General features: G+C 46.2%; 35 protein-coding genes. 5 read left to right on the top strand and 30 right to left on the bottom strand.

The genetic code is table 11. The features are described from left to right. Window positions 1-128: 128 nt before the first annotated feature. The 3 genes from LCM20_RS09635 to LCM20_RS09625 form a co-directional block, all read right to left on the bottom strand. Window positions 129-479 (bottom strand): DUF2200 domain-containing protein, encoded by a 351-nt coding sequence (locus LCM20_RS09635; protein WP_225195243.1) that lies wholly within the window; start codon window positions 477-479, stop codon window positions 129-131. 24 nt (window positions 480-503) lie between these two features. After that, window positions 504-938 (bottom strand): DUF4181 domain-containing protein, encoded by a 435-nt coding sequence (locus LCM20_RS09630; RefSeq protein ID WP_225195242.1) that lies wholly within the window; start codon window positions 936-938, stop codon window positions 504-506. A gap of 239 nt (window positions 939-1177) precedes the next feature. Continuing rightward, complete coding sequence (locus LCM20_RS09625) at window positions 1178-3718, bottom strand: bifunctional 2',3'-cyclic-nucleotide 2'-phosphodiesterase/3'-nucleotidase (RefSeq protein WP_225195241.1); 2541 nt, start codon at window positions 3716-3718, stop codon at window positions 1178-1180. Between the two features lie 312 nt (window positions 3719-4030). Between LCM20_RS09625 and LCM20_RS09620 the strand changes: the two genes are divergently transcribed. Continuing rightward, the gene (locus tag LCM20_RS09620; RefSeq protein ID WP_225195240.1) at window positions 4031-4807 is read left to right on the top strand and encodes an N-acetylmuramoyl-L-alanine amidase; all 777 of its coding nucleotides are present in this window, start codon (window positions 4031-4033) and stop codon (window positions 4805-4807) included. A 55-nt stretch (window positions 4808-4862) separates the two neighbouring features. On the opposite strand, the gene LCM20_RS09615 is transcribed toward LCM20_RS09620, so the two are convergent. Continuing rightward, window positions 4863-6113 (bottom strand): aminopeptidase, encoded by a 1251-nt coding sequence (locus LCM20_RS09615; protein ID WP_225195239.1) that lies wholly within the window; start codon window positions 6111-6113, stop codon window positions 4863-4865. 154 nt (window positions 6114-6267) lie between these two features. Between LCM20_RS09615 and LCM20_RS09610 the strand changes: the two genes are divergently transcribed. Continuing rightward, window positions 6268-6507 (top strand): hypothetical protein, encoded by a 240-nt coding sequence (locus LCM20_RS09610; protein WP_225195238.1) that lies wholly within the window; start codon window positions 6268-6270, stop codon window positions 6505-6507. 67 nt (window positions 6508-6574) lie between these two features. Here the strand turns inward: LCM20_RS09610 and LCM20_RS09605 are convergent, their stop codons facing one another. From LCM20_RS09605 to LCM20_RS09585, 5 genes are all read right to left on the bottom strand, one after another. Further along, entirely contained in the window at window positions 6575-6976 is a 402-nt protein-coding gene (locus LCM20_RS09605; RefSeq protein ID WP_225195237.1) for a hypothetical protein, read from the bottom strand. An 88-nt stretch (window positions 6977-7064) separates the two neighbouring features. Beyond that, a complete protein-coding gene (locus tag LCM20_RS09600) occupies window positions 7065-7514 on the bottom strand; it encodes a hypothetical protein (RefSeq protein WP_225195236.1) in 450 nt (149 codons plus the stop codon). 81 nt (window positions 7515-7595) lie between these two features. Then, window positions 7596-8240, bottom strand: a complete 645-nt coding sequence (locus LCM20_RS09595; protein WP_225195235.1) for a permease prefix domain 1-containing protein — start codon at window positions 8238-8240, stop codon at window positions 7596-7598. Next, window positions 8240-8563 carry a PadR family transcriptional regulator gene (locus LCM20_RS09590; RefSeq protein WP_225195234.1) on the bottom strand — a complete coding sequence of 108 codons (324 nt, stop codon included), beginning with the start codon at window positions 8561-8563 and terminating at the stop codon, window positions 8240-8242. Before LCM20_RS09590 ends, LCM20_RS09595 begins: the two co-directional genes overlap by 1 nt. A gap of 126 nt (window positions 8564-8689) precedes the next feature. Continuing rightward, complete coding sequence (locus LCM20_RS09585) at window positions 8690-10555, bottom strand: SEC-C metal-binding domain-containing protein (RefSeq protein ID WP_225195233.1); 1866 nt, start codon at window positions 10553-10555, stop codon at window positions 8690-8692. Window positions 10556-10758: 203 nt separating this feature from the next. Between LCM20_RS09585 and LCM20_RS09580 the strand changes: the two genes are divergently transcribed. Next, on the top strand, window positions 10759-11217 hold the full coding sequence (locus tag LCM20_RS09580) for a hypothetical protein (protein WP_225195232.1): 459 nt from the start codon (window positions 10759-10761) through the stop codon (window positions 11215-11217). A 265-nt stretch (window positions 11218-11482) separates the two neighbouring features. Here LCM20_RS09580 and LCM20_RS09575 read toward each other — a convergent pair whose 3' ends face one another. From LCM20_RS09575 to LCM20_RS09545, 7 genes are all read right to left on the bottom strand, one after another. Further along, the gene (locus tag LCM20_RS09575; protein ID WP_225195231.1) at window positions 11483-11650 is read right to left on the bottom strand and encodes a hypothetical protein; all 168 of its coding nucleotides are present in this window, start codon (window positions 11648-11650) and stop codon (window positions 11483-11485) included. A gap of 195 nt (window positions 11651-11845) precedes the next feature. Then, the gene (locus LCM20_RS09570) at window positions 11846-12217 is read right to left on the bottom strand and encodes a DUF4064 domain-containing protein (RefSeq protein WP_318247306.1); all 372 of its coding nucleotides are present in this window, start codon (window positions 12215-12217) and stop codon (window positions 11846-11848) included. A 158-nt stretch (window positions 12218-12375) separates the two neighbouring features. Beyond that, window positions 12376-12999, bottom strand: coding sequence for a hypothetical protein (locus LCM20_RS09565; protein ID WP_225195230.1), 624 nt, complete (start codon window positions 12997-12999; stop codon window positions 12376-12378). A gap of 63 nt (window positions 13000-13062) precedes the next feature. Continuing rightward, window positions 13063-14046, bottom strand: a complete 984-nt coding sequence (locus tag LCM20_RS09560) for a helix-turn-helix transcriptional regulator (RefSeq protein ID WP_225195229.1) — start codon at window positions 14044-14046, stop codon at window positions 13063-13065. A 115-nt stretch (window positions 14047-14161) separates the two neighbouring features. Next, on the bottom strand, window positions 14162-14506 hold the full coding sequence (locus LCM20_RS09555; RefSeq protein WP_225195228.1) for a DUF4064 domain-containing protein: 345 nt from the start codon (window positions 14504-14506) through the stop codon (window positions 14162-14164). A gap of 26 nt (window positions 14507-14532) precedes the next feature. Then, on the bottom strand, window positions 14533-15300 hold the full coding sequence (locus LCM20_RS09550; RefSeq protein WP_225195227.1) for an FxLYD domain-containing protein: 768 nt from the start codon (window positions 15298-15300) through the stop codon (window positions 14533-14535). A 161-nt stretch (window positions 15301-15461) separates the two neighbouring features. Then, a complete protein-coding gene (locus tag LCM20_RS09545; RefSeq protein ID WP_225195226.1) occupies window positions 15462-15629 on the bottom strand; it encodes a hypothetical protein in 168 nt (55 codons plus the stop codon). A 136-nt stretch (window positions 15630-15765) separates the two neighbouring features. Here LCM20_RS09545 and LCM20_RS09540 point away from each other — a divergent pair, with 136 nt between their 5' ends. After that, entirely contained in the window at window positions 15766-16248 is a 483-nt protein-coding gene (locus tag LCM20_RS09540; protein WP_225195225.1) for a DUF6978 family protein, read from the top strand. Between the two features lie 15 nt (window positions 16249-16263). Continuing rightward, entirely contained in the window at window positions 16264-17052 is a 789-nt protein-coding gene (locus LCM20_RS09535; RefSeq protein ID WP_225195224.1) for a DUF1829 domain-containing protein, read from the top strand. 63 nt (window positions 17053-17115) lie between these two features. Here LCM20_RS09535 and LCM20_RS09530 read toward each other — a convergent pair whose 3' ends face one another. From LCM20_RS09530 to LCM20_RS09465, 14 genes are all read right to left on the bottom strand, one after another. Further along, window positions 17116-17574 carry a UPF0158 family protein gene (locus LCM20_RS09530; RefSeq protein ID WP_225195223.1) on the bottom strand — a complete coding sequence of 153 codons (459 nt, stop codon included), beginning with the start codon at window positions 17572-17574 and terminating at the stop codon, window positions 17116-17118. 130 nt (window positions 17575-17704) lie between these two features. Then, a complete protein-coding gene (dnaB, locus tag LCM20_RS09525; protein WP_225195222.1) occupies window positions 17705-18946 on the bottom strand; it encodes a replicative DNA helicase in 1242 nt (413 codons plus the stop codon). After that, on the bottom strand, window positions 18936-19268 hold the full coding sequence (locus tag LCM20_RS09520; RefSeq protein ID WP_225195221.1) for a hypothetical protein: 333 nt from the start codon (window positions 19266-19268) through the stop codon (window positions 18936-18938). The genes dnaB and LCM20_RS09520 overlap by 11 nt, the downstream gene beginning before the upstream one ends. Further along, a complete protein-coding gene (locus LCM20_RS09515) occupies window positions 19265-19954 on the bottom strand; it encodes a DnaD domain protein (RefSeq protein WP_225195220.1) in 690 nt (229 codons plus the stop codon). The genes LCM20_RS09520 and LCM20_RS09515 overlap by 4 nt, the downstream gene beginning before the upstream one ends. A gap of 447 nt (window positions 19955-20401) precedes the next feature. Further along, window positions 20402-21922 (bottom strand): AbgT family transporter, encoded by a 1521-nt coding sequence (locus LCM20_RS09510; protein WP_225195219.1) that lies wholly within the window; start codon window positions 21920-21922, stop codon window positions 20402-20404. A 229-nt stretch (window positions 21923-22151) separates the two neighbouring features. After that, window positions 22152-23042: a zf-HC2 domain-containing protein gene (locus tag LCM20_RS09505; protein ID WP_225195218.1), complete on the bottom strand. Its 891-nt coding sequence runs from the start codon at window positions 23040-23042 to the stop codon at window positions 22152-22154. Next, complete coding sequence (locus LCM20_RS09500) at window positions 23039-23524, bottom strand: RNA polymerase sigma factor (RefSeq protein ID WP_225195217.1); 486 nt, start codon at window positions 23522-23524, stop codon at window positions 23039-23041. The genes LCM20_RS09505 and LCM20_RS09500 overlap by 4 nt, the downstream gene beginning before the upstream one ends. Window positions 23525-23578: 54 nt before the next feature. Next, window positions 23579-23719: a hypothetical protein gene (locus tag LCM20_RS09495; protein ID WP_225195216.1), complete on the bottom strand. Its 141-nt coding sequence runs from the start codon at window positions 23717-23719 to the stop codon at window positions 23579-23581. Between the two features lie 37 nt (window positions 23720-23756). Next, a complete protein-coding gene (locus LCM20_RS09490) occupies window positions 23757-24032 on the bottom strand; it encodes a hypothetical protein (RefSeq protein ID WP_225195215.1) in 276 nt (91 codons plus the stop codon). A 175-nt stretch (window positions 24033-24207) separates the two neighbouring features. Then, window positions 24208-24402 (bottom strand): hypothetical protein, encoded by a 195-nt coding sequence (locus LCM20_RS09485; RefSeq protein WP_225195214.1) that lies wholly within the window; start codon window positions 24400-24402, stop codon window positions 24208-24210. Window positions 24403-24421: 19 nt separating this feature from the next. After that, entirely contained in the window at window positions 24422-24727 is a 306-nt protein-coding gene (locus tag LCM20_RS09480) for a hypothetical protein (RefSeq protein ID WP_225195213.1), read from the bottom strand. A gap of 14 nt (window positions 24728-24741) precedes the next feature. Next, on the bottom strand, window positions 24742-25281 hold the full coding sequence (locus tag LCM20_RS09475) for a hypothetical protein (protein ID WP_225195212.1): 540 nt from the start codon (window positions 25279-25281) through the stop codon (window positions 24742-24744). A gap of 72 nt (window positions 25282-25353) precedes the next feature. Further along, entirely contained in the window at window positions 25354-25887 is a 534-nt protein-coding gene (locus LCM20_RS09470; protein WP_225195211.1) for a GNAT family N-acetyltransferase, read from the bottom strand. 24 nt (window positions 25888-25911) lie between these two features. Next, window positions 25912-26676: a nucleotidyltransferase domain-containing protein gene (locus LCM20_RS09465; protein WP_412097996.1), complete on the bottom strand. Its 765-nt coding sequence runs from the start codon at window positions 26674-26676 to the stop codon at window positions 25912-25914. Between the last annotated feature and the right edge of the window lie 185 nt (window positions 26677-26861).

The following is a 26861-nucleotide window of genomic DNA, read 5'->3' as shown; positions in this document are numbered from 1 at the left end:
TGTTTCATGCACAGCGGAACGAGGGTGGAACGAGGGGACGGTTCTCCTGTTTCAAGCTGTTAGCGTGAGAAACCATCATTCAATCCAAAAAAAAGTGTGCTCATAAATTTCATGAACACAGTGTTTGATCAACTCCGCAATATCTTTTCCATCGCTTTTCCCCTGGCCAGTTCATCAATCAGTTTGTCCAGATAACGGATTTCCTGCATCATCGGCTCTTCAATCTCTTCCACACGGACACCACAGATGACGCCTTTAATCAGGCTGCGAGAAGGGTTCATCTCCGGAGCTTCCGCAAAGAACGTCTCAAAGTCCGTCTTGTTCTCAATCTGATCTTCGAGCTTATCCTGACTGTATCCCGTCAACCAACGGATGATCTCATCCACTTCATCCTTCGTGCGTCCTTTTTTCTCCGCTTTATTAATGTAATGAGGGTAAACGCTCGCAAAACTCATCGTATAAATTCTGTGCTTCGTCATCACAACACGACCTTTCTCATTCTATTAGATCCATCCCACAAAATCCGTCTGAAATAATGAAAAGCTTAAAATCAAAATAAACAAGATTTCACTAACCGTTACTTTATAAGCATTCGTATTTTGTGCATACTTCCATTCCATCACAGCTCTTCCTATGTAAGAAACGAGAATATAGACAAATGAAATGGTCCACGGCTGGAAAAACCAATATAGTTCTAATGGATTTCTAGTCATGGTCACAGCAAACCCTGACAATATGCTTACGATGGCAGCCAATCTGATCATCCATTCGACCTTTTTATGTTTTTCATTCACATAGTAATATGAAAAGAACTTCGGCCGCTTCACATTCAACCATCTGCTCATCAGAATCGCAAACGAAAACCACAGCACCAAGACACCCGCCAGCAGCACCATCAACCTCAACAGAAAAACAGCATCTAGACCATACCAAGGCATCCCGTCATCCCCTTTCACGTTTAGTCTCAAATTCTTAACCCTTTTCTTAACCTTATTATCATTATGATGGAAAATCACTACCAAATCCACTACTATTCATGACGACACATTGAGCATCAGCCCCCTGTCTGCACAAAAAAAGCCGGCATGCGCCGACTTTCATCTATTTATGAATGAAACGAAGGGGACGGTTCTCTTGTTTCGGTGTGAAACAAGAGAACCGTCCCCAAAAATCACTCTTACTTACCCTTCAGCAATGAAAGAACCTTCGCTGCCTGCGCGCGATTTGCGTCCGCTTTCGGGCTGAACTTGTCGTGGTTTCCGATCATGAAGCCGAGTTCATGAACTGCCTGCACGTCGTCGATGAACGAACGGCTGATTTTCTTACTGTCCTGATACTCCACTTCTGCAGTGGCCTCGAACTCTGTATCATGCTTGACGTTATACGCTTCAAGGAGGATGTGGGCCATTTGCTCTCTTGTGATCATTTCGTCCGGCTTGAAGGACGTTTCCGTGTATCCGTCGATGATGCCGTTCTCATAGGCTGCTGCAATGGCTGCGTCTGAGCGGTCGGATACGTCGGTAAATGGTGATGCTTCTTCATTTTCGAGACCGAGCAGACGGACGATCATTTCCGTGAACTGTCCACGTGTCACGGCATCTTCCGGTCCGAACTCACCGTCTCCGTAACCGTTGATGATCCCGTCAGCGGCCAGGTCGTAAATGTGGGAAGCTGCCCAATAATCTTCCGGCACATCGTCAAAAACGATCTCCTCTTCTACCGGGTCCTCTGCCTGATCATCGCTTGCCAAGTCGATCGAATAGACAGCGAAACCGTCATCGCGTGTCGAGACATACTCGACCGCCTCGTTCTCCTCTGCATACTTCTGTGCTTTCGGTGATGATACGAACGTCAATTTCGGTTCACCGTCGACCGGTGCGAACGACCAGTTATCATTCGCCTGCGGGTTGATCGAGTCGCTGTCCTGGATGTAGTTCACGAGCACTTGGCGGTTCTCGTCCGGAGAGTTGATGACTACATTGTCGCCATCCGGATTCGCGAACTTCGATGTTGCACGGTAGTTGTTCGTCGCAACGAGGAACTCCTGCTCAAGATCGATCGGCTCGCCTTCGAACATAACGTTCTCAATACGATGGCTGTCGTTGATTTTCTCGCCATCGTTGTTGTAACGTGGAGCTTCTGTCACGTCGATTTCATACGTCAATCCATCGATGACGTCAAAATTGTAGCTGCGGAAGTCCCGATTGACGAGCTCCTGCTCTTCACTGGAGTCCGCATCGATTTGGTTGAACTGTCCGGCGCTCCACTCGAGCCATTCGATGACCTGTTCGCCGTTGATCCTCACAGCTTTCACAGTGTTTGGATACTTGTACAGCGATGTCGTATCTTTGATCGCGAGTCCGCCTGCTGGAATGTCCGTGAAGTCTCCTACTCCGTCACGCCCCGCTTTGAACGGTGCGGCAGCAGACAAGACAGGAAGCCCGTCCAGTTCTGTACCTTGAATGTACTTCTCGACGTATGCCTTTTGTGCATCATTTACGATCTGAACGGTCGGATCGTCCTGGACTTGGGCGAAGTAGCTGTAAAGCGGCACTTCCGTTTCACCGACAGGTGTCGCAACGTAATCCTTCGTCCCCTCGTGATCGTCCTCGACCGCATCTACGATATCCTGATCCGCATCAACAAGGGCTTCCCCGTTTTCATGATCATAGATCGGCGTGGTGGAGGAGGACCCCTCTGTCACCGTCCATGCTCCGTCCCTTTTTTCCAATTGAAGATCGATCATGCCGAGGTCCGAGCCCCAGAATCCGGCTTGTGTTGTGGCTACGCCGTTGATGGTTCCTTGATCGAGATTGATGTTGTATTTGCCGTCAAGCTCGGCATAGTCTTCGCTCGGGAAGGTCTGGTGCGAGTGGCCGAACAGCAGGGCGTCGAAGCCTTCGACGGTCGAAAGCTGATACGTTGCGTTCTCGGCGCCTTCGACATACTCTTCCTTCGAGCCGAGTCCGGAGTGCGCGATACCGACGACGACGTCCGCTCCTTCTTCCTTCATCTGCGGCACGAATTTCTCAGCGGTCGCCTTCAGGTCACGGGTCTCGACTTTGCCTTCGAGGTTATCCTTGTCCCACGTCATAATTTGCGGAGGGACGAATCCGATGACGCCGACCTTGATCGTGTGCTCGTCACCGTCTTCATCGGTCACGGCCTTATCGAGGATGACGTACGGATCGAAGTAGTTCTCGTTGTTAGTTGGATCGTCATCTTCATCCGCCTTGTAGACGTTGGCGTTGACATAAGGGAATTCCGAGCCCTCGACGGCCTTCTTCAGGTAAGTCAGGCCATAATTGAATTCGTGGTTGCCGTAGTTCCCGGCGTCATAGTCTAATAGATTCATCGCTTTGAAAACTGGATGGACGTTACCTTCTTCATCGAGGACGTTCTCATTCACGATGTAATCCGCCATCGGGTTCCCCTGAATCAAGTCGCCGTTGTCGAAAAGCATCGAGTTCTCGGCATTCTTCCTCGCCTCGTTGATCAGCGTCGCCACTTTGACGAGCCCGACTGTCTCGTCGTGCTGGTCGCTGAAATAATCGTAGTTCATCACATGGCTATGTAGATCGGTCGTTTCCATCAACTGCAGATTGACGATGTCGTTGTCGTTTTCTGCCGCGAATGTTGCCGAGGGTGCCACGCTTGTGAGTGTCATGCCGAGAGCGATTGTCGCTGTTGTCCACTTCCATTGATTACGTCGTGCCATTCAATCTCCTCCAATTTTTATATTGTATACGCTTTCGATTTTACATGAATTGGATTGGATGTGGCAAGAGATGGAACAAGGGTGGAACAAGGGGACGGTTCTCTTGTTTCGGTGTGAAACAACAGGGACGGTTCTCCTGTTCCAGCTTTCATGGAACAAGATGAATAGTTGAATAAGTAACGTCTCCTCATTACAGTTTTTCACCCAATCACTTAACGATCTAGATGCATCTAATAAAGAGTAGACCATTTGATTTTATTGCTTTCGTCTATTACAGGTCAAAAAACAAATTTATAATAGGGAGAAATGGCTATGCCTAAATTAGTCGCTCTTGACGATGGTCATGGTATTCATACTGCTGGTAAACGAACCCCCATTATCCCTGAACTAGGAAGATCAATTAGGGAAAACGAGTTCAATCGAGCTGTAGTAAGATTGTTGAAAAAAGAGCTTGAAAGATCTGGATTTGATACGTTGCTGGTAGCTTCGACAGATGAGGACGTGTCTTTGAAAAATAGAGTAGATCTCGCGAACACACGAAGAGCCGATATCTATGTTTCCATTCATTACAATGCATTTGACGGTTCCTTCTCAGGAAGCAACCCTAGCGGAATCGAAATTTATGTCTATCCAGGTACTTTGAACAAAGAGTCAGGTAAACTCGCTAATGCCGTAGGCAAGTACCTTAGACAAGGTACAAAACAAAACTGGAGAGGAATTAAAGAAGCAAATTTCTATGTCTTACGCGAAAGTATGATGCCTGCCATCCTTACAGAGAATGGATATATGGACAATAAGAACGAAGCGCTCCTCATGGTTGACGAAAATTTCCAACTAGAAGTTGCAATTGAGCACGCAAAAGGAATTTGTGAATATTTCAATGTCTCCTACGTATCAGCTGCCGATAATAAAAGTGAAACAGGATTCACTGACGTTTCCCCTAACGCTTCTTATGCTGAAGCTGCCAAGAGAGCCAAAGATTTAGGCATTTTAAAAGGATACCCTGATGGAAGATTCCTTCCTGATCAAACTCTTACTAGAAAAGAATTTGTGTTAGCCCTTATGAGATTGTATGATAAGCTTCGATGATTCTAAAGGGGACGGTTCTCCTGTTCCAACTTCACGGAACAAGAGAACCGTCCCCCTAAAACGTGATCGCCCAGCTTCCTTCGCGCATGACAGGTTCTACCATTCCATCCTCCAGGACACCATCAATATCAAGCTCCGCCGATCCCATCATAAAATCGACGTGCGATAAGCTGTCATTGACACCATGACGGTCGAGTTCCTTCTCATCCATGTCCGAACCGCCTGACACGTTGTTCGGATACGCTTTTCCTAAAGCCAAGTGGCACGAGGCATTCTCATCGAACAGCGTATTGTAAAAAATCAATCCGGATTGCGAAATCGGCGACTCGTGCGGTACAAGCGCGAGTTCCCCAAGCCGCTTCGACCCTTCATCCGTTTCCAGCAGATGCTTCAGCGTCTCTTCCCCTTCTTCCGCCGCAAAGTCCACGACCTGCCCGTCCTTGAAGGTCAGCGAGAACCGATCAATCATGTTCCCGTTGTACACGAGCGGCTTCGTGCTTGAGACTCTGCCGTTGACACCATACTTATGCGGCGCCGTGAAGACTTCTTCTGTCGGCATGTTCGGGTTGAACGGAATATCTTCGTTTCCGGATGCAATCGGTCTGCGGCCACCCTTCCAAATGTGGTTCTCCGGCAGCTCCACAATCAAATCCGTCCCCGGCGCTTTGTAGATCAACTTGCTGTACTGTTTTTCATTCAAGTACGTACGAGCCATTGTCAACGTCTCGTTATGCTCATCCCATGCCTTTACAGGATTCTCGCGATCGACACGGACGATGCTGAAAATCTGTTCCCAAAGCTTCTCGACAGCCTCTTCTTCGCTATCCTCAGGGAAAATCTTCTGTGCCCAGGCAGGCGTCGGAATGCTGATGATCGACCACGGAATACGGTCACTCATCATATACTTACGGAAGCTCATCATCGCTTCCGCCCTCGCTTTATTCGCTCCGGCAACCTTCCCTGCATCAATTCCCTTCAACAGATCCGGGTTGCTCGACATGATCGACAGCACCGCAGCTCCGTCCTCGGCAAACTCCGTAAACTGCTTCTGCTGCCACTCCGGAACGACCGAGAGCGTATCCTGATCGGCGTGCTCATATTTCATCCGCGTTAACGCATCGTCCGCCCACAAAATATGAACATCCTTCGCCCCCATCGTATAGGCTTTCTCCGCAAGGATCCGGACGAATGGCGCTCCTTCAATCGGGGCATTCAACACCAGCTTCTGATCCTCCTGCAGGTTCACCCCTACCTTCAGCGCCAACTCTGCATATTTCTCCAGTTTTTCTCGATTCGGAAACTTCATATTTGACCCTTCCTTTCGGTTATATGTATCCGCCTTCATTATTACAGATTTACCCCGCCTTGTATAATTCCTGGATCAGGTGTGAGACAATGACCGATAGAGTCGTAATTTTCCGGAAACTATTTTTCAACGACAAAATACAAGGAGTCTTTGTTTGATCCCTTACAGTAATTTAAGTTTGTACAACACCCTCTCTCTGTACAATTGGATGGTCACGAACATACATAACGGCCATTTATCTTCATCCATGCTGAGAGAATCTCATCTCCTAGAAGAAGCAGCAGACCGCAAAGGGTTCAGGATGTCCCATTACGCAGGACGCAGCCTAGTCGTCGTTCACCTGAATAAACATAGAAGCTCCACCGCCCTTGCACTGGTCTCAATCGACAAGTAGGGGACGGTTCTCTTGTTTCAGAAAAAAATGAAGTCCACCTCTCATATTGAGGCGGACTTCCTTTTGTTTATGCACCGAATTTGTTATCTGCTTCAGGGTTTCGATCCGCTTCCTTCTTCCGAAAAGCAATGTAAATAAACAAGCTTACTAGACTTATAATCAGATAGCTGATCGACACACCGACCTCATCTCTGATCAAAACATTTAACAGAACGTCCCCACCATCGATCGCAAGAACTTCTTTTGCGTAAGGGATACTAGACAGGCTCTTAAAGATTGCTAAACATCCAAAGACAACAGTAAACCATAAAGAGATGACAAACCGGCCGCCGAACGGCTTCTTTTGAACCACATCCTTGATGGCGAAAAAAACCATGACGGCAACGATAATCGCTGAGATCGCGGAGTATATGTAGAAGTTTGTTATGAAGTGAATGGGTAACGCTCCTTTATTACAGAATTTTACCAACTAAGTTTATCATACAACCCGAAATATGGAAATTAACCCCACTTGACCATTTCCGTGCTTCTTTCTTTGATTTATATGAACTCTGCTTTTACTCTTCAAAGATGACGATATTCCCCACGTATTGTGCAGTTCCGCTATCTGAAACAAGGTCTACAACCATGACATACTCCCCTTCTTCCTCAGGCATGGAAAATTCCCTATCCTTTACCTGCAAATCCGTTTCAGATTCGTCTTGCCACACGTAAGCACTAAGGTCTTCAACCATGAAATCCTGGCTATCAAATAGTATGCTGGCTTGTTCACCAGCCTCAAAATAGACGGGTTCTTGGTCTTTCGCAAGCGAAATTATGTCTTCTGTCTCTTTCGTGTACGTTTTATCTGAATTCCAATTGATATTTGCCTCTTCTAATTCCAGCGTTCTTGACCCGTACGTATCCGAAACCGATACACTAGGAGGGGTGAAATCATAATTCTCACCGATACACCCCGACAACAAAAAGACGAAAAAAAGTATAGATGCCCTTAACATTCGTTTCATTTCACATACACCTCCCATTAAAAAGTGGAACGAGGGGACGGTTCTCTTGTTTCATGAAAGATGAAACAAGAGAACCGTCCCTCACTTGACCACATTCCTTTTCGCTTTGTTACCACCTAGAAAAAGACCATCAAATAATTGACGTGCCACCACATACACCAATCCGCCTTTGGCAACGGCTAATAAATCCAGCCATCTCCCATCCTGATACCGTTCAGGCTCAATAAACAGCATCGTTGACTGCAGTCCACTAATCATAAATGCCGGAACTAGAAAGAACACCCATGGGTTTAGTATCCACTTCCATTTGAAATCTGTTTGGAAGAAACCGTGCATCAACTCACCAGCCCCTGCAAGAGGAGCGATATATAACGTAAGCCACCAAATGTCATTCAAGCTAATCCCACTATCATATTCTGGGCGATAGTATTCCATGGCAAGATGAGAAAACAGACAGAAGCTTGCAACCGTCCACATCACACCCCATGCGAAACGAACCACCCTATAGGTTGGGAAAAAAGTCCGCTTGAACTCCTGGTTCAGCTTACCTCCATCCCCAAACGAATCTATGGCGTAACGCACCGCATCTTCTTCTCGATACCCATGAATGAGAAGCTCTTTCACATGCTCCTCGAGGTGCACAGCCATCTCTTCTCGTAACTCTTCCCTTTCCTCATCAGGCAGGTCCTTGGTGATCTTCTCAATATACTTGTCGATCTCCTTCATCAGAATTCCCCCGCTGTATTTTGGATTAACGAATGGATCTGCTTCCAATCCTTCAGCTTGCCTGCCAACACCGTCCGTCCTGTATCCGTAATGGAGTAATACTTCCTCCGCCCACCAGCAGATTCCGAACTCCAATACGAGGTCACACATTCCTTTTTCTCCAGTCGTTTCAACGCCGGATACAATGTCCCCTCGTTCATGTGGTAGGCATCCTCACTCAGGGTCCTGAGCTTCTTGGTCATTTCGTAGCCATAGCAGTCGGCTTGTGCGAGGATGGAAAGCAACAGAATTTCGATGCTTCCTTTCATTAACTCTCTGTCCATTGTGTTACCTCCAAATATTAGTAATTACATTGTATAACTATGTACATTGTAATGCAAGGTTATTTTTCCTAACAAATGTAAAAAAAGAGAGCCCTCCCCAAGCATTGGGCGGACTCTCCTACTACTTCAAGATTCATTCCATAAATGTCCATTCCGATACGCGTAAACAATCGCCTCTTCCTTTGATCCCGGCGAGTAGCGGTCTGGAATCTCATCCCACGTTCTCTTCCCTTTCACATAATCCATTACATACGGATTGGCTTCCTCTGCCATTCTTTCAAGCGGGGCATCGATTTCTTCTGATGTTTTCGAAAAAAGCAGCAACGTCGAATAGAGGAACCAGGCGTTCTCTCCGTGATAGCGATTGAGAAGCTTGGTCGCATCATTCCAATTCTCGTTTGCGATATAGACTGGGAACAACTGCTCACGAATGCCTTGATTGTCATCTTCATTCCATTCCAGCAGTTCTTCATAGAGCTTGATCGCAAGCAGGTATTCTTCACGCTTCACATACGCTTGGGCCAAGGCTTCCTGTGCCCGCATGTAAGGACGGGCGAAGACATTCTTCCATAATTCATCGGTATCCTCATCTTCTATTTGCCGAAGTCCGATTTGACGCGCTTCATGAAGGATATAGAGCTCCTCTTCCTCATTCTGTGGCAGCGAAGCCTTCAAGACGAGCGCATCGATACATGACGGGTCGTACGTCAGCGCCAGCTCTGCGAGGAGTCTCCTCTCTTCGAGTGTCTCCGCTTCATAACCATCATAGGCAAAAAGTTGAGCCTTCTCCTCCGCCGTTTCAGGGTGGAACGCAGTATTCTGGTTCGCCTTGAGAATGTGCTCAAGCTCCGCTTCTGTTTCGAACGTATGCCTGAACAGCGTCACCTGCATCTCATAACTGCCGCGCTCCGCCACGACGTTCCAGCTCGGAAACGTTAGATAATTCACGTCAGGGGCAGTGTCCTGCGTCAACTCGACCATCTCGAAAAATGTATCCTCCACTTCGGTAAACCGCTTCGACAATGAACCTGCACTGACCCCGTACTTCGCTGCGATCTCCTTTTGCGAAAGAGGTCGGAGAGGCGAGTCCACAATCGGTGATTCCCTGTAAAAGTATTCGAGGGCGGCGGCGAATACGGCGGGCTTGCGGATGGTCGGGTTCGTACGCTTGCAGTGCTCGCGCCACAGCGTGTGCAGGAGGCCATATTCTTCATGCTGCTGGGCTTCTGCGCCGATGGTTTCATCGAGGACGTCCAGCACTTCTTTCTCTTCCGGCGTGCCGTCCCAGTAGCCGATTCCCGCCATCCCGTCTTGATCGAAATCAATGAAGGAGCGGATGAAGCGGTCGAGGTGCTGACCGAAGAATGTGGAGACGGATTCACTCGATTCCGCTTTGTGATGCTCGTCTTTCACGTAATTCGTAAAGGCCTGGTAGAGCCCTTCCCCGACGCTCAGTGCGACGGGCACGAACTGGTGCGTCTGCCCCCACTTCATAAGGATGCCGAAATAATACCCCGGCTCATTCTCAATCGGCTCCCCGTCCAGTTCCAAGGTCACAACATAGCGCTCCCCTGACCATCCTTCCTCAAGCTCTGCGACCGATTCGCTTTTAATGGCCGTGATCTTGAAAAGCCCCGGAACCGCATGAGGCCACTCGAGAAGCGATTCCCTTGTAAGCGGGCGCTTAACAGAACGCACCACACGATCGACGAATTCCTGCATGATCGAGCGACCATCGTCGTTAGTGGTAAAAATCGTTTTGTGCGCGACGTTCATCAGTTCCTTCAGCTCCGCATAGTTTCCGGACGACTGCACCGAAGGGATCAGATGCGGGTAATAGTCTAAGAGGTAATCATGGTAACGTTGATAGAGCTGATTGAGCTCCTCTTGGACAATCGAATCCGAGATTTCGATTACATTCTTCTTTCCGCAACATTTCTTGTATTTTTTCCCGCTGCCACAAGGGCACGGGTCATTTCTTCCGACTTTCATTTTGATCACGCTACCTTTCTATCTCTAGTATATCGTGATTTAATAGAAAAGAAACGTGTGAATGGACATCGATTTGGATGTCTCTTCACACGTTTTTTCAAAATGGTAAGTCCTCGTCATCAGTTGGTGGTTCGTAATAAGCTCCTTCCTCTAGAGGATTGTATCACCATGCACCAGCAGCTTTTCATGTTATAATTTTACAAATGCTACATAAAAATATAGCCGTTATCTGCACGAGGGAAGGAATTGAAATCAAACATATCATCGCCTTAATCGGTAGTGCGTTACTCATCACCATACTCAGCGCCTGCACACTTGCTGAGGATGTACTCGAAATCGGCGAACCCACGATAGAAAGCGCTGATAACGAAAAAGGATTTACCATCAGAGGATCCACTATAAACGAGCAGGAATATTATGTGAAAATCATCAGGGAAGTGAAGGTAATATTCGAAAATCACGAAACGACTGATAAGCCACCAGCCATTACCAACGAAGAACCGGATATTTACTTCCACATCCGAAACCAAAAGCAATACACCTTTTCGTTCGCAACCTTGGTCTGGATGAACTCTGACGGGACCTCGGTTCTAGAGGACGGACCAGGGTTTATTGAGCTCAATGTCGAAGAGACGGAACGCTTAAGGACGATTTTGGAATAGTAAATGAATGATGAATCTATTATTTGTATTAGTGGGTATTGCACCAACCTAACGTACATAACCTTCCCAGAGTTGCATTAAATCTAGTGTAGTTCCTTGTCTATCATCTGTTTTCAAATATGATTCGGTGATTTCATCATACGAAAAAGGGTGGGCAAAAATTTGCCCACCCAACAGATGTTCTCTTTTATTAGGAGATGAAAGGAATTGATGAAAATGGCACTTCTCTCCCACGCCATGCTACATTCTATAAATCCGATCGATACTACAAGCTATCGTTCCGATCCTTGTCTAATTTTTTCATTTCCAATTCAATCTTCTTTTCTTCCAATTGAAGTTCCTGCTTCTTTACATCATTATCTAACTTTTTCACGTAAGCATAATACATCAAAGATAAGCCAACGACAATCGTCATGTAAAAAAATAAACCCATAGTATCCCTCCATAAAATCTCCGTACTCATTCCAAGCTCATCCTGCTTTGTAATGTTATCTAAAATCGTGCGCTACCGACTTGGAGTGATTGCTACAAATATATCAAATGAATTCACTATTTAGAAGATAAAAAAGTGCCCAAAACGTCCCATACCCAAATAAAAAAACCGCACAAAGGCGGTTTCCTTATCGAATCAGGCAGCCTGACCCACTCTATCTTCTTTCCGAATCACTCCCATCAACCCAGCGGCAATCAAAAAGATCGCTGGAATGACGCCGAACAGGCTGATTGCGATGACGAGACCGACAGCGCTAATCAGCATGAGCCAGCCGGCGAGTTTGGGCTTGAATTTAACAAGAATACCGCCCGCGACTGCGAGGATGCTGAAGATAAAGGCGGTTGTTCCGAGGGCGCTCAGTTCGCTTGAGCCGTTGATCGATTCGTCGATGGCTCCGACGAAGAGCGCGAAAAAAGCCGCACCGAAGCCGAATAATCCCCCCACGATGCCCAGTACCATCTCTGTTGTTCTGCTCATGTTTTTCCACCTTTCGTAATGTATGACCAAGCTCTACATAAGCTTATGGGGGAAAGTCTGAGTTCAGAACACTCGTTTCACCGCCTCACCCACTAAACCGCCCGAACTCCTTCTCAAACCCAATGAAGCGTGGGGAGGGATCTGGTGCTTCTGAACTTCGAAGCATTAGATTCCTCCCCGTGCTTCCTCTACTTTCTCATCTCCTCCACAAATCCCATATACCAATACCCCATCTCATCCTGCTTACACAACGCCTCACGCGACTCCACCAGCCCATCCCCATCAAATCGACAGCCCAACACACGCTCCACACCCTCATCACCCACATAACGATAAACCATCAACACATCCGATGCCTGCACTTCATTTTTTTGTAAAATTAAATCATTCAACGTATCAATGCGGTCTGCATCCCCGACATTCTGAATCCCGATCACATGCTGCGGAAGGTAGCCCTCCTCCGTCTTTGAGAACAATTTCTCAATCGTGTCCTCATCCTTGGACCAGACATTCTCCCGCTCCAAGTGGAGGACTAATTCTATGTAATTCGCTTCATCAACACGCGCATCATACTTCCACCAAGCCAGATCCATCGGACGCGAACGCCCCCTCTCAAGATCGGGTTTCGCATCTTCAACAAAGGACTCGAATCCGAGCATCTCACCCAGGCTGGCAAAATAGTCGATCTCACGCTTCGTAAACATGGTGCGGTTGTGCATCGAATTCAGATTGATTTTCCGGTAATTACGTACGTATCCTTCAAAGAGTTGCATTAGATCTAGTGTAGTTCGTTTTCTATCATCTGTTTTCAAAAGACTACCTCCCTTTTGTACCTTGTCATTCTATCTTTTCTTAGCTGAGTTGAAGGATCTCGTTCAATCGTATTGTTGATACATGCGCTCCACCTCTTCCCGCACCCACTCCACAAGCCGGTCCGGTGACAATACCTTCGCTTTACTTCCCCATTGCATAATCCAGACCATGAGTCCCGTGCTCATCTTAGCGTTGGTAGATAAGTCAAAGTGGTTCTCATCAGCCTGTTTGATGGCCGCATCAATACCAAAGCGATCGATGACGACGTTGAGCAGGGATTTGTGGAACCGGATTTTGATACGGGTGTCTTCGCCCGAGAACATGTGGAAGCTTTGGTCCACATAGTTTTGCAAATCAAACGTGTCTTTCTTAAAGGACTCGCGTGAGACGGAAATGTTGCGCATGCGGTCGACACGGTAATGACGCATCTCTCCCGTGCCGCGGAAGTAGCCGATCAAATAATAGTAGTCCTGCTGCCAAATAAGGGCATAGGGTTCAACTTCATAGATTTGACCGTCTCGATGTAACTCGAACTCTTTATTCATGTTGTAAGTGCCGTATTGATAGTTCAGGACTTTCCGCTCTGATATCGCAGTATGTACATGATCGATGTTGATTTTGATTTGTTCATAGGGGTCGCTTGATGTCTGGTGGAATAGGATGGGATCTGGCAGTGTCTTGGCAATATGCCGGCTCGTCAGCTCACGCAGGCGCTTGATGAGTTCTTTCTTGTCTTTTTGCGGAATGAATCGTGCAGAGAGGACGGCGTCATTCATGAACCGAAGTTGATACGTTTCAAAAACGCGGTCCTGATAGCTGTACATCATCCTGTTATGTTCACCGGCGTTTTCAATGACTTCAAACCCGATTTCACCGAGCGTATCCATATCGCGTTTAATTGTTCGTTTATCGAAGTTGACATCCGGCCCGAAGATGAAGCGGAGCTTTTCGATGATGTCTTTCATACTCAGTTGATTCCATTCATCCGTCTCCTGCGACAAGAGCTCCTGGAGCTTCAAGATGCGAGTGCTATTGTTCAGTTCCATTGTATTCCTCCTTATCAATTGTTTTATAATGTAAATTCTACCATCGATCGTGTTTAATGATGAGTCGATATGAAAAAAATGTGAATTAAAAAGGAGGCAGGTGCGCCTCCTTTTTCTATGCAGCGGCTTCTGTCTGCTTCTTCTCTTTTCTGATCAAACCCATAAGCCCTGCTGCAATCAGAAACAATGCAGGAACAACGCCAAAGAGGCTGATTGAAATCAGGATTGCCACACCTGATATAAGCATGAGCCAGCCACCCAATTTAGGTTTGAATTTGACGAGGATTCCTCCAGTTATGGCGAGGATGCTGAAGACGAAGGCACTCGTTCCCAGTCCGCTCAGTTCACTCGTTCCATTGAATGACTCATCGACCGCTCCCATGAACAATGCAAAGAACGCTCCACCGAATCCGAATAATCCACCCAGTATCCCAAGTACCATTTCGGTTGTTCTACTCATGACTCATTCCACCTCTCTATTTTTAATTAAAATGTCCGTTTGTACGCTTTCACTTTGACTTCAGACGCCTTGCCTCGAACCTCTTTCGGCAGTTCTGGATAATTGAGTTCGAATCCCGCTTTTCCATCTTGATTGAGACTGACCATAATGCTGCCGTTCAGCGTACCAAGAAAATTCCCCTGTGCGTCATAAAGACCCGCAGCAAGACGAATATCATCCGCCATTTCCTCGTTCGGGTTGATGACCGTGCCCGTCACAGTGTAGACGTTCGAGTACTCATCTTTTCCTTCCGTCAATTTGACCCCTTCTGTCTCGAGCATCATGGGCTGTTCGTTCGTTGGGCTGAAGTCTACATTGGCACTTGCCCCTGTCACTGCTTCTGGATCACTGACACTTTCGAGGACCGTATTTTCCCCAATATAAGCGGTCTCCCCAGGCATCACAATGTCTGGTACGGCCAAGACCATCGGCATCGTACCGAGGATTGTGCCATCGCTACCTTCAAAGTTCACCTGAATATCACCAATCATGGCAGGCTTGTCGCCCGTGTTCGTGATCACAGCGGAGTAACTTGCATAGACGTTGTCGATACTGTCCTTCCAAGCACCAAATGCATCCGACTGTATTTCAACCACCGCCTCAGCTGCTTCCTGCTCTTCCACCTGCTCCTCCGTTTGTTGTTCTCCTTCTGCCCCGTTGCTACTACTGCTCATCGTCGACTCTTCCGCGCACGCCGTCAGTACACTCAATCCAATGATGACGGGAATCAAACTTTTCAGTACCATCTTCTGCATGATCCATCTCTCCTTTATGATTCGGTGATTTCATCATACGAAAAAGGGTGGGCAAAAATTTGCCCACCCAACAGATGTTCTCTTTTTTAGGAGATGAAAGGAATTGATGAAAATGGCACTTCTCTCCCACGCCATGCTACATTCTATAAATCCGATCGATACTAAAAGCTATCGTTCCGATCCTTGTCTAATTTTTTCATTTCTAATTCAATCTTCTTTTCTTCCAATTGAAGTTCTTTCTTCTTTACATCATTATCTAACTTTTTCACGTAAGCATAATACATCAAAGATAAGCCAACAACAATCGTAATATAGAAAAACAACCCCATATGAACCCTCCCATAATCTGCTTATCACTACTACTATAGTCTTTATAATGATAAACTACTAGTGCTAAAAACCTTCCATTTCCACCCATATATCTATATAATTATGTAATAAGACATATGTAAAAAGGTGATGCTAATGAATCTAAACGAAATTCATGATCTTATAAATTGCTTAAAAAGAATCCTACATCAAAACAGTACGATTCCAATACCGAATCAAGGCTCTAAAGAAAAAATTGAATTGACCAGCACTAAATATTCCTTTGTTGTAGACTTAAATAGAAGTGGCCACAAAAAGCCCAAATGCACCTTCCAACTTCGCGCTCAACACTACCGTGACACTCCATTGCTTAGACTCGATCTCATCGGACGAGCTCACTCGAATCCCCCTGGAGATTACCCACTTGCCAATGAACGCATTCCCTGCCCACATATACATATCATACACCCAGATTACGGGGATAAAATCGCATATCCTCTAGATGATTCATATGCTAAGATGTATTTAAAAGATGAGTCTTTAGAGGATTTAGCCTACGTTTTGAAGCAATTTTTAAAAAGATGCAATGTGGGGAATATTGATGAATATGAATACCAATACCATTTGGATTTGTTCTAAGGAAGGAGTGAGCGAATGGCAACGGATCTTAACCGTCTAAAAAACGAAATGCAGAAAGAATATGTAAAATGGGCAAACCAAAGCATTGAATGGGTTGAAGAAAAAGATTTTATTGAAATTACTACACCGTTTGTCGATATGCACCACGACGTGATCAGCCTTTTTGTTTCCAAAGAAAACGGCTCTTTTAGAATCTCAGATGATGGATATATTGTAGATGAGTTAGAAGACTTAGGAGTGGATTTAGCCTCATCTCAAAGAAGAAAAGAATATTTCACCATGCTCACGAAAACATTCGGCGTCAAATTCCATTCAAAAACCAAAGAGCTCTACATTGATTTTGATGAACTCAGTGAATATCCTGCTATGCAGCAAAGGCTGGTTCAATGTCTCATTAAAGCATCAGACATGCTTCTTTCCACACGAAACCAAGTGCTTAATTTTTTCACAGAAGATATTTCAGCATTCTTCGAAGAAGCCGAGATTCCATATGAAAACCAAGTCAGTTATATGGGGCGTTCAGGAAACCACGTGAACTTCGACTTTGTCGTACCTAAATTCAAGAAGCAAACTCCTAAGCTCATTAAAGCTGTGAACAACCCGACCAGCGAACAATACAAAGAGCCTCTGCTGTCTTTCATTGATGTGCAAACCACGAAGTCTGATTATGGGTTTTACGTTCTCGCCAATGATTTAAATGTGAACGTATCTGACAAGTTCAAGACGTCACTTGAGAACTACAACATCCACGTTTTGCCATGGTCTGAAAAAGAGGAATGGATTCAAAAATTGAAAACGAGCTAAAAGCACCTTTGACTATCAAACGATAGAAAAAGGTGCTTTCTATTTCAAAGGAGCTTCAACCCCTTACTCCTTATACCGAATCGCGTGCTCCTCACACCATTCCCGCGCCAACTGCTTATACGCTTCATTCTTGAAATCATTCCACTCATCTTCAATCTCAAGATCTGAAATCTTACTCTTTAACCGCCCAAAAGCTCCACGCCCCTGGATCGCTTTCAACAAGACCTTACCTTCCTTCTCGCCCCTGGAATAACAGAAATTTCCCATGACCTCATATTCATCAATATCAGACTCACCCGGCAACATCGCAAATCGGTCGCCACCTTGCACAATACGTTCAGCACGCTTTGCTTCTTCCTGCTGCCAATCCTTTAGATGATCATAAGGCTCCATATCCTCCGCTTGTTGGTATGCGTCGAATGAGACTCCAACGATCTTGTACGTTTCTTTGTCGAGGAAAGCCATCGAATCCTCCATCGCTATTTCCATTTCGTCTACGATTGCCTGCAATTTGATCTCCATACATCTCACCTTTTTTCCACCATTGTACCGCAAATGAATACAAGTTGTCCTCACAGTTTATGAGGGGGAAACGGAGGGGACGGTTCTCTTGTTTCCAGAAATGGAACAAGAGAACCGCCCCTCCCTTCAACTACCCACTAAACCGCCCGAACTCCTTCTCAAACCCCAGCACCACCGTCCCCGTCGGACCGTTTCGCTGTTTGCGGAGGATGACTTCGACGAGGTTGCTGCCTTCCTGCGTGTAGTAGTCGTCGCGGTAGAGGAAGCTGATGACGTCGGCGTCCTGTTCGATGTTGCCGGATTCGCGCAGGTCGGACATCATTGGGCGTTTGTCCTGGCGTTGTTCGACGCCTCGAGAGAGCTGGGAGAGCAGGATGATCGGCACTTGGAGCTCACGCGCGAGGAGCTTCAGTTCTCGGGTGATGGCGCCGACTTCGAGGTCGCGGCGTTCATAGCGCCCTTTGACGTTGATGAGTTGGAGGTAGTCGATGATGATGAGGTGCTTCTCATCCGGGCACTTCCGGACGCTCTCGCGGATCTTCGCGGTGATGCTGTGGATCGCCTGCTCTCGTTCGTGGATGCGCAGCTGCCAGTCGGCGATTTCCCCGATGGCGTAGAAGGAGCGCTTGTAGTCTTCTGTGGAAAAACACATCGAGCGCCACTTCTGTCCGTCGATCCGGGCTTCTGAGGAGATCATCCGCTGCAGGAGGTGCTTTCCGCCCATCTCCAGTGAAAAAAGATCGGCGCTGCCTCCGGTTTTGCAGTGGTTCATGGCGAGGTTGAGCGCGAAGGCGGTCTTGCCCATCGAAGGGCGGGCGGCGACGATGATCAGGTCGCCGGGCTGACTGCCGCCGGTCATCTTGTCGTAGTCGGTAAACCCTGTCGCAAAGCCCGTCTGCCCGGGGGATGACGTCATGTCGGAGGCGATTTCCTGAAGCTGTTCCTGGATTGTCAGCTCGTCTGTTTCAACCGCCGCTCCCGTCTCGTTCAAGGCAGCCTTCAACTGCTCCAGCGCCCCCTCGTCCTGCTTCCGCGCATAACCGAGCGCCGACTCCTTGATCCGGTCGACCGCATACGCCTCGACAAGCACCTTCTCATAAACGTGGAGATTCTCCGTCGTCGGCACAGACTGGCTGAGCTCAAGCAGATAACTCACCCCGCCGACCTGCTCGATTCCCTCACCAAGCGCCGCCGTCACCGTGACGAGGTCGACCGGCGTACCCGCTTCGCGCATCCTCCACATCACGGCGAAAATCTGCCTGTGATGAGCCGACGAGAAATGATGTGCAGCAAGCGTAGTCCCGTCGATCCGCGCCCCATCGACGAGGAAAATACCCAGTATCGCCTGTTCGGCCTGTGCATTAGGATTCATCGGTCTTCCCCTTCGCGAGCGCATTCAATTTTTTTAGAAAAATAGAGCGGACTTCATCCGAGACGTCTGCCGCTTCCGCTTCCCAGGCTTTCATCTGGTCGAGGTGCTTGTTCGCTTCGGGCTCGTATACGGCGATCTCTGCGATGGTGGGCGGGAATGGGCTTTTGACGGCGAAGTCTGAGAGCTTGTTCATGACGCCGCTGTAGTCCATTTCAAGCAGCTTCGGGATGAGCATCTTGGCAACGCGTTCGGTGATTTCGAATTTGCGGGGATAGAGCTCGGTGATGGTCTCGAGCACTTCGATGGCTTCGTTCTTGTTCATGCCTGCACCTCCTTCCTGAGCTTATCGAACAGGTTCTCCTTCGGCGGTTTCCTGTCTGGTTTCCGGGTGTCGTGGATCGAGCGGACACCTTCGCGCTGCCACTGCTTGAGTATCGCTTCGGCATAGCGGAAGAACGGTTTGTTGTTCTGGACCGACCGCTTCAGTGCCTCGATCACGAGGTCCTCTGACAACTCGTCACACCACTGGGTCACCTGCTCGGCAATGTATGGCGACAGCGAGCCGATATTGGATTCATAAAACGTATGAGCATTCGAAGGTCGCGCGTCATCATCTGTTTCGTTTTCTTTCGTTTCGTTTTGTTTACTTAATGTGTTCCAACTGCCGTTCGAGTTGCCGTTCGGTTTGTCGTTCGAACTGCCGATTGGGGTGTCGTTCTGCTCTTCTTCGTACAGGGGAATGATCTGATACAGAGGAGCCTGATTTCCTTCTCGTGAGGTGAACGTGATGTAGCCTTTTTCGACCAATTCCTTGCGCGCTTTCCGGGCGCTCGATTCACTGATGCCGGTTTTCATACAGAGGACGGTCATGGAGACGCAGAATTCTTCCTTCCAGCGGGATTTGTTGTTGACGTGCATCAGTCCGTGCCAAAGGTTGATGGCGTGGGCGGACAGAGGATTGAATTCCTGGTGGTCGTAAAAGGAGTTGATCGCTTTGATATAGTTCATGTGAATTCCTTCTTTCGGGGTATTTGGACAATAAAAAAAGTCCTTTACTCTTATAATCGTTAAAAACAGCCATTTGGGTGTCACAAAACCGGAAAGTTTTTTTATTTTTTTTGCGGGGTGGTGGAAAGTGTTGATGTGGCGGGAAACAGTGGGGAAACAGTGGGGACGGTTCTCTTGTTCCAAAATTGAAGCAAGAGCCTTCCCCCTTTTCACGAAAGAAATTTTTCTAATAGCTATAACCGTTTCATTATGCTATACTAGTCTAGCGATGAGCTGAATTGCATAAGACGAGATTGACGCGCCTTTATGGCAATGCACTAATGTGGAGTGCTGTCTCTCGCCGCAATACGCAAAGACGTCCTTTATAGGGCGTCTTTTTTTATGGTGAAACGAAGGGGACGGTTCTCTTGTTTCATAACCGAAACAAGAGAACCGTCCCCTTTTGTTTTAATAGTGGATGGGAGAGCCTGGTCCTAAATCAATGCCCGTCATCATCCAGACAATTAACATGAGTGTCCAAGATACAAGGAAAAAGATCGTATAAGGGAACATAACTGAGATGAGAGTCCCGATTCCCATTTTTTTATCGTACTTTTGAGCGAATGCAATAATGATAGCAAAGTACGTCATGAGAGGCGTTATGATATTTGTCGTAGAATCTGCTACACGATAGGTCATCTGTGTTAATTCAGGGGAATAACCCAACTCCATCATGATCGGTACAAATATCGGAGCCATCATGGCCCATTTTGCAGACGCACTGCCTATGAACAAGTTAATGGTAGCGGCCACTAAAATAAAGCTGATGATTAATGGAATCCCTGATAGGTTGGCCGATTCTAATAATTCCGCGCCATACACACCGATGACGAGTCCCATATTCGTTTCTGAAAAGTAAGCTACAAACTGTCCGGCAGTAAAAGCAAGGACAATAAACATCCCCATGGAAGCCATTGTCTCTGAAAGCTGGTTTGCCACATCTTTGTCATTTTTAATCGCTTTGACGGCGATGCCATAAAACAACCCAGGAATAAAGAAGAGAATGGTGATGATTGGCACCAGAGAACTCATAAACGGAGATTGGATAATCCCGCCATCTTCTCCCCTTAGAGGCGCTCCAGGTGGAAGAATCAATAGAGCCACAAGCACGGTTGATACAGCGAGAGAAATCCCCGCCCATTTCAAACCTTTCTTTTCTGTAGCATCCAATCCCTTTAAATCTTCACGGAATTCACCTTTGTATTGTCCCAAACGGGGTTCGACAATCTTCTCTGTGACCAATCCCCCTACAAGTGTCAGCAGGAATACAGAAACAAAGATGAAATAGTAGTTCATCGCTATGTTCATACCCTCCGCATAGGCAGGATCAATGATTGCAGCAGCATCGATTGTTAACTCACCTAATAAGGGGTCTGTCGCAGATAAAAACAAGTTTGCGCTGAAACCTGCAGAAACACCCGCAAATGCAGCTGCAAGCCCCGCTAATGGGTGACGCCCAAGTGCTGCAAAAATGACAGCCCCAAGTGGAGGTAATACGACATAACCAGCGTCAGAAGCAACACTGGACATGATCCCTGCAAATACAAGGCCATAAGTGATCAATGGTTTTGGAACGGACTGCACAAAACCACGTAAGCATGCACTAATCAGTCCTGTTCTTTCGGCTACTCCTATCCCAAGCATTGTCACTAGAACGACCCCTAAAGGAGCAAATCCAATAAAGTTATCCGTCATACTGGCGAAAATATATTCAATACCTTCTGCACTGAGCAGGTTGTTTATTTCAACGATTTTCCCCTCTTCCCCAGGGTGCTCTACACTCAGCCCAAAACTGGAAATGATAGCAGAAAGCAGTATAACAAGTAGTGCCAAGATCGCAAATAGTGTAATGGGATGGGGCAGCTTATTCCCTACATATTCAATGGCATCCAATCCTTTTTGAAACATTCCTTTACGTTTTTCCACCAATCCAATTGCCTCCTCACATGTTGTAAAAGTAAAAACAGCAATGAATATTCATGGCTCATGCGTTATTGTCGATTGCTGTCGTTTTTTTAGTATAAATCATTATCGATTCAAATGAAGGCGTTTCCAAAAATACATAAAATTTCTTTTATTCTGAAAAAACAAGGGATTTATGAAACAGAAGGGACGGTTCTCTTGTTTCATAATCGAAACAAGAGAACCGTCCCCTTTGTTACGCGCTTTTCAATGATTTTTTCAAAATGTTCCTTCCAGCCAACAATGCAAAATATAATGAAATGGCGACGAGTAATATTAAATAAACGTCTCGACCAGCCAGGTAAGTAGAAGGGTGAAGGCCTTTTATAAGGAAGTGCGCCAACACATAGGAGATCGGCAATAAAATCACTTTTTCCAGTCCACTTCTTATTTTTTCGTTCTTACGGAATAGGATCCATCCGATTCCACAAATCAGTGAAAATGCTATAGCGAACAACAGGTAGTAGCTTAAAACGAGTCTAGGTAACGTCACCACAGAACCATCCGTTACTGAATCTCCATAAATTAAGGTGTCTTCACTTCCATCGGTATTGTAATAATAGATGGCATCGACCGTTTCTCCATTCGGGTTTAAGACCGTATTTTCCAGGTTGCTTTGGCTTATATTCTGGTCCCAGATTGTTTCCCATGTCGTGATATCATAGACAGAACCTGAATCGTCTTCTTTTGGATATTCGGTTACATTGTATCCAGCGACTTCTTCACTGAAATTCAAAAGGACAGTGCCGTCATCCTTTTCAATGATTGAAACCGCATCTTCATTATAAGGAATGTAGGCTGGCGTTGTCAGATAAGCGATGGTGACCACTGCCAAAACCAAGGTGACCATGACTGAAAAAAGAATCGTCTGCAGCTTTTTCCTTCGCAATGTCTGTTGTATGTTTCTTAAGGGAGCGATATCGGTATCGACCGGCGGTGCTTCAACCGTCCTCATTTCTTCAAGTTGTTTTTTACAGTTTTCACAATAAACGATGTGTTCTTCAACTAGATCTCTCGTGTCTTGACTTGCCATATCCTCGGCATATAACGGCAGTAAATCCCTGATCACATGACAGCTGATTTTCATCGATAATCCCCCAATCGCGCTTTGATCTTTTCTCTAGCGCGGTGATAAGTAACACAAGCCCAGTTATCACTTTTAGCATACAGTTTGCCAATCTGCTTGAACGACAGTTCTCCAAATACACGGAGCGAAAAGACTTTCTTGTATGGCTCTTTTAAATGCTGGATCACTTCATGTATCTTCACAGACGCTTCTGAAGTGGCGATTTCCTGTTCGACATCGTCTCCACTCGCTGGCTCTTGAACCGAGTCAAGATCTACAAAGCTTTTTTTCTTGCGCAAATGAGAGTAATAACTGTTTTTGGCAATTTGGCATAACCAAACACGGATGTCACTATCCCCTTTGAAACTATCCAACGATGATAATGCCTTCATAAACGTTTCCGACGTGATATCTTCAGCGATATTCTTATCGCCCGATAAACTATAGACATACAGAAATACATCTTTGAAGTATGTGTGATAAATATCCTCAAGCTGTGTCACTCTCTCACCTCCTCACCTATAAGACGCGATTCACCCAGATATCTTACAAAAATTTTAAAAAGAACCGAACAAAGTAGGTCCGGTTCTTTTTCCTTCTTCCAATGAAACAGAGGGGACGGTTCTCTTGTTCCACAACTGGAACAAGAGAACCGTCCCCTTTTTCAAAAGCTGCCGTATCGACAACTCTTTGTTCAATATTTGCCCCCTTATCCTGAATAAGAAAAGAGCACATTTAATTAAAAGGATTCGTTATCCCCTTACTAATAAAGTATTCAACATTACCTTTAATCTCTGAAATAGTAGCCTCTTCATCCATATCGTAATTTTCCAATGAACCTTTTTTCTCTACTACATCCTCTTTTAAATTAATGAACAGCTGCAATAATACTTTTTCATTTCTTAGGTCTACTATATTCACTTCACCATAGTTGTTCGGAACATCAATCTTCACATAATCATATTTAATCACTAATCCTAATGGGGAAAATGTAGTCCAATCTTCTTCCATCTTTCACCCTCCCAACGAAACTACATAAATTTTACATTCAACATAAAGAGTAGCAATCCTCTTACCAAATTACAATCCATGCTTGAAATTACCTCGAAACTGAGTCTTCCACAAACCTGCCCAAATCTTGAACACTTGTCTTCGAGATAAATGTATAAATATAACCACCGAAATGCTAATCATTCAACTTATCCGCAATATCCCATAACAACCCCACAATAACCCCAAGTAAAATCGAGATTCCGTACAGGTGCGTCAGATCCATGTCGGCGATATAGCCGAGGCCGAGGTTGATTCCCCAACCCGCTGCGCCACCGCCTATGACACTGATCTGGGTCAGCCCGGCGCTTCGTTTCTTTTCATTCTTCATTTGTATGTAACCCTCCGTTTTATAAAAGTCCTATGATATTGAGAAAAATCATGCCGAAGAATGGGGAAAGCCAGGTTAGGAAAATGGAGAAGAAGAGGATTCCAAAGGCTGGATCCTTTTCGTGACCTCCCTTATGCATGAGTAACACGCACAATCCGGACGCTATGAGCCACCCGGGAATAAAAGCGAAAAACTCTGGAGCGACAATCCCTGTATCTTCCGGCATTTCTGATATAAAACCTGTCGCAAACCAGTACGCAAAGAACACAATTACGATTCCACTGAGGACGATGTTGGTCCAAAACACGGCTCTTATGATCTTCACTTTCATCCGCTCCTTTACGAGTTCCCCCAGGCTTCACCATGTTCGATGACTTGTTCAAACGGTAATCCGAGATATGTATAAGTCACGTTAACCTTTTCTATCGGCTGGTCATGTTCGATACCGATGGAATAGTACTTTTCAGGCGTCCGCGGAATCGTTTGTCCTTGATACGCTTCAAACTGGACATCTTGCACACCTTCCGCTCGATTCTCCCAATCCGCAACATTGGGATAAGCGTTGGCCGTACTTGTAAGAAGACGGACCTCCTTCGGTCGATCCCCTTCATTCACGGTGATGTCGCGCAGCGTCAAGTTGGTATAGCCAACGTTATCGATGGTGGCGACGATGATCGTCGGATGATCTCCATTGAAAGAATGGCCGAAGCTCTCAAGTGGCTTGTTGATCGTTATGAGACCGAAAAACAGAAAAGCGACCGCCACGAGTGCGAGCGCGATTTTCGTATATCGATGCTTCATTTTTTTTAAAAGCAATACTGCGAGGGTGACAGCCCCCAACAGGATGAGTATGCCTGTCATTGAGAATGTGTGAAGCATAGGCTCCCTCCTTTTCTTCCTCTTATACGGTTGGATGACGGTGTACGTTTCACCTTGTAAAAGGAATCGGATTCAGGATTCATTAATCAATCCAAACACAATATGATCGACATACTCTCCATAGAGCAATTCAGATTTCTCCAGACACCCTTCCTTCTTGAATCCCAACCTGGTTGGAATCGCTAGGCTTTTATCGTTCCCCGTTGCCGCCCTTATTTCAATCCGCTTCAGCTTCAGTTCGTGGAAGCAATAGTCGATGACGGCTTGGCATGCCTGTGTCATCAGACCTTTTCCTTGAAAAGCGTCGCCCAGCCAGTACCCGATCGAGGTGGAACGATTGGACCAGTCAATTTTATGCAAGCCTACGACGCCTGCGAGTTCCCCTTTGTACCAGATGCCCGCCTGAAAGCCGTCGTTGCTGCTGAACTGCTTCAGCGTCCCTTCAATGAATCCTTTTGAATCTTCCGCTGTCTTCGTATAATCAATCCAAGGCAGCCATTTGCGCAAGCTTTCTCTTGAGGAATCCGTCAGCTGGAACAGCTCCTCTGCGTGTCTGACTTCAAGTAAACGAAGTTCTGTTTCCTGGTTGATTGTATAAGTAAACATTCAATCTTCTCCTCTCGTAACCCTTTAGTATTCTATTTTTTCAGGCGACATGGTCTCCATCATTTTCTTTAGAAAAGGAATCGTCTGCCCGTCCTCCTCCACCATTTCTTCGATCCAGTTGATCTCGGATTTCAATAAAGAGACGATGTTCTGAACGGCGTTTTTATGATTAGACGGGGTGATCTCCTCACAAATGGACCCGATCTTCTGCTTTTTTTCCTCAGGCAGATGCGTATGTACAGCCTTCAACCCGAGTCGGGAACGGTCCCTGGCATACCCGTACAGCATGACATTCGATAGATGCAGCATCACATGACGCAGCATCTCCGGTGACCAAGTCGGATTCCCCCGCTCCATCGATTTCTTATATTGGAACAAAAACCACGCGACATCGATGACATGGTCTTTGAATTCCGCTTCTGAAAGCGTGAGTTTGTCGGTTTTCTGATACCGATCCATCACGTTATCAGGGTCATACAGCACGGTAAAGTAATCTTTATTCTGAAACGTCTCTTCCGTCACCGTGAAAAGGTCCACGTGGAGCCAGTCCTCATAAACGGCGATGATTTGCGGCGCAATAATGAAGATATCATCGTAAAACATGATGTCCTTGTAGGCCTCAAGGTGACCTCTTCGACGGGAAAGAAACGCTTCCTCCTCTTCCTTCTTCACGAGACAATACAAGTCGATATCGGAATGTTCATCGTGTTCGTTCCTGCCCATCGATCCCTTCAAGAATATACTTCGCACTCCAGGGTCTTGTTTCAATTGATCTACTAATTTCTTCACAGCCTGTTCCTGACGCATACTGCCCACCTCACCTTTATTAAAAATAAATATTACGCCATCATAACGCTGAATGACATAATTTTCAATGTTTTTCTTCAAATTTCTAAAAGGTGCAATGATTTCAGGACTAATGTGGATATTTATGTTAAAGTGTTGCTGAGTTTAGAAAGCGGGATGTTAGAGGG

The sequence above is a fragment of the Halobacillus litoralis genome (assembly GCF_020171725.1).
In the GTDB taxonomy this organism is placed as follows: domain Bacteria; phylum Bacillota; class Bacilli; order Bacillales; family Halobacillaceae; genus Halobacillus; species Halobacillus litoralis_F.
Note: the sequence above shows the minus strand (reverse complement) of the source record. Positions and strands in the feature narration are given on the sequence as shown.

Coding starts and splice junctions, on each gene's coding strand:
- LCM20_RS09560 (WP_225195229.1), bottom strand. CDS start 14,046: ATGGAACTGAACAATAGCACTCGCATCTTGAAGCTCCAGGAGCTCTTG.
- LCM20_RS09490 (WP_225195215.1), bottom strand. CDS start 24,032: ATGGAAGAAGATTGGACTACATTTTCCCCATTAGGATTAGTGATTAAA.
- LCM20_RS09475 (WP_225195212.1), bottom strand. CDS start 25,281: ATGCTTCACACATTCTCAATGACAGGCATACTCATCCTGTTGGGGGCT.
- LCM20_RS09515 (WP_225195220.1), bottom strand. CDS start 19,954: ATGAACTATATCAAAGCGATCAACTCCTTTTACGACCACCAGGAATTC.
- LCM20_RS09530 (WP_225195223.1), bottom strand. CDS start 17,574: ATGGAGATCAAATTGCAGGCAATCGTAGACGAAATGGAAATAGCGATG.
- LCM20_RS09590 (WP_225195234.1), bottom strand. CDS start 8,563: ATGGACAGAGAGTTAATGAAAGGAAGCATCGAAATTCTGTTGCTTTCC.
- LCM20_RS09630 (WP_225195242.1), bottom strand. CDS start 938: ATGCCTTGGTATGGTCTAGATGCTGTTTTTCTGTTGAGGTTGATGGTG.
- LCM20_RS09545 (WP_225195226.1), bottom strand. CDS start 15,629: ATGGGGTTGTTTTTCTATATTACGATTGTTGTTGGCTTATCTTTGATG.
- LCM20_RS09550 (WP_225195227.1), bottom strand. CDS start 15,300: ATGCAGAAGATGGTACTGAAAAGTTTGATTCCCGTCATCATTGGATTG.
- dnaB (WP_225195222.1), bottom strand. CDS start 18,946: ATGAATCCTAATGCACAGGCCGAACAGGCGATACTGGGTATTTTCCTC.
- LCM20_RS09585 (WP_225195233.1), bottom strand. CDS start 10,555: ATGAAAGTCGGAAGAAATGACCCGTGCCCTTGTGGCAGCGGGAAAAAA.
- LCM20_RS09600 (WP_225195236.1), bottom strand. CDS start 7,514: ATGAAACGAATGTTAAGGGCATCTATACTTTTTTTCGTCTTTTTGTTG.
- LCM20_RS09635 (WP_225195243.1), bottom strand. CDS start 479: ATGACGAAGCACAGAATTTATACGATGAGTTTTGCGAGCGTTTACCCT.
- LCM20_RS09535 (WP_225195224.1), top strand. CDS start 16,264: ATGGCAACGGATCTTAACCGTCTAAAAAACGAAATGCAGAAAGAATAT.
- LCM20_RS09485 (WP_225195214.1), bottom strand. CDS start 24,402: ATGAAGAATGAAAAGAAACGAAGCGCCGGGCTGACCCAGATCAGTGTC.
- LCM20_RS09620 (WP_225195240.1), top strand. CDS start 4,031: ATGCCTAAATTAGTCGCTCTTGACGATGGTCATGGTATTCATACTGCT.
- LCM20_RS09470 (WP_225195211.1), bottom strand. CDS start 25,887: ATGTTTACTTATACAATCAACCAGGAAACAGAACTTCGTTTACTTGAA.
- LCM20_RS09540 (WP_225195225.1), top strand. CDS start 15,766: ATGAATCTAAACGAAATTCATGATCTTATAAATTGCTTAAAAAGAATC.
- LCM20_RS09625 (WP_225195241.1), bottom strand. CDS start 3,718: ATGGCACGACGTAATCAATGGAAGTGGACAACAGCGACAATCGCTCTC.
- LCM20_RS09520 (WP_225195221.1), bottom strand. CDS start 19,268: ATGAACAAGAACGAAGCCATCGAAGTGCTCGAGACCATCACCGAGCTC.
- LCM20_RS09575 (WP_225195231.1), bottom strand. CDS start 11,650: ATGGGTTTATTTTTTTACATGACGATTGTCGTTGGCTTATCTTTGATG.
- LCM20_RS09555 (WP_225195228.1), bottom strand. CDS start 14,506: ATGAGTAGAACAACCGAAATGGTACTTGGGATACTGGGTGGATTATTC.
- LCM20_RS09615 (WP_225195239.1), bottom strand. CDS start 6,113: ATGAAGTTTCCGAATCGAGAAAAACTGGAGAAATATGCAGAGTTGGCG.
- LCM20_RS09505 (WP_225195218.1), bottom strand. CDS start 23,042: ATGAAAATCAGCTGTCATGTGATCAGGGATTTACTGCCGTTATATGCC.
- LCM20_RS09580 (WP_225195232.1), top strand. CDS start 10,759: ATGCTACATAAAAATATAGCCGTTATCTGCACGAGGGAAGGAATTGAA.
- LCM20_RS09595 (WP_225195235.1), bottom strand. CDS start 8,240: ATGAAGGAGATCGACAAGTATATTGAGAAGATCACCAAGGACCTGCCT.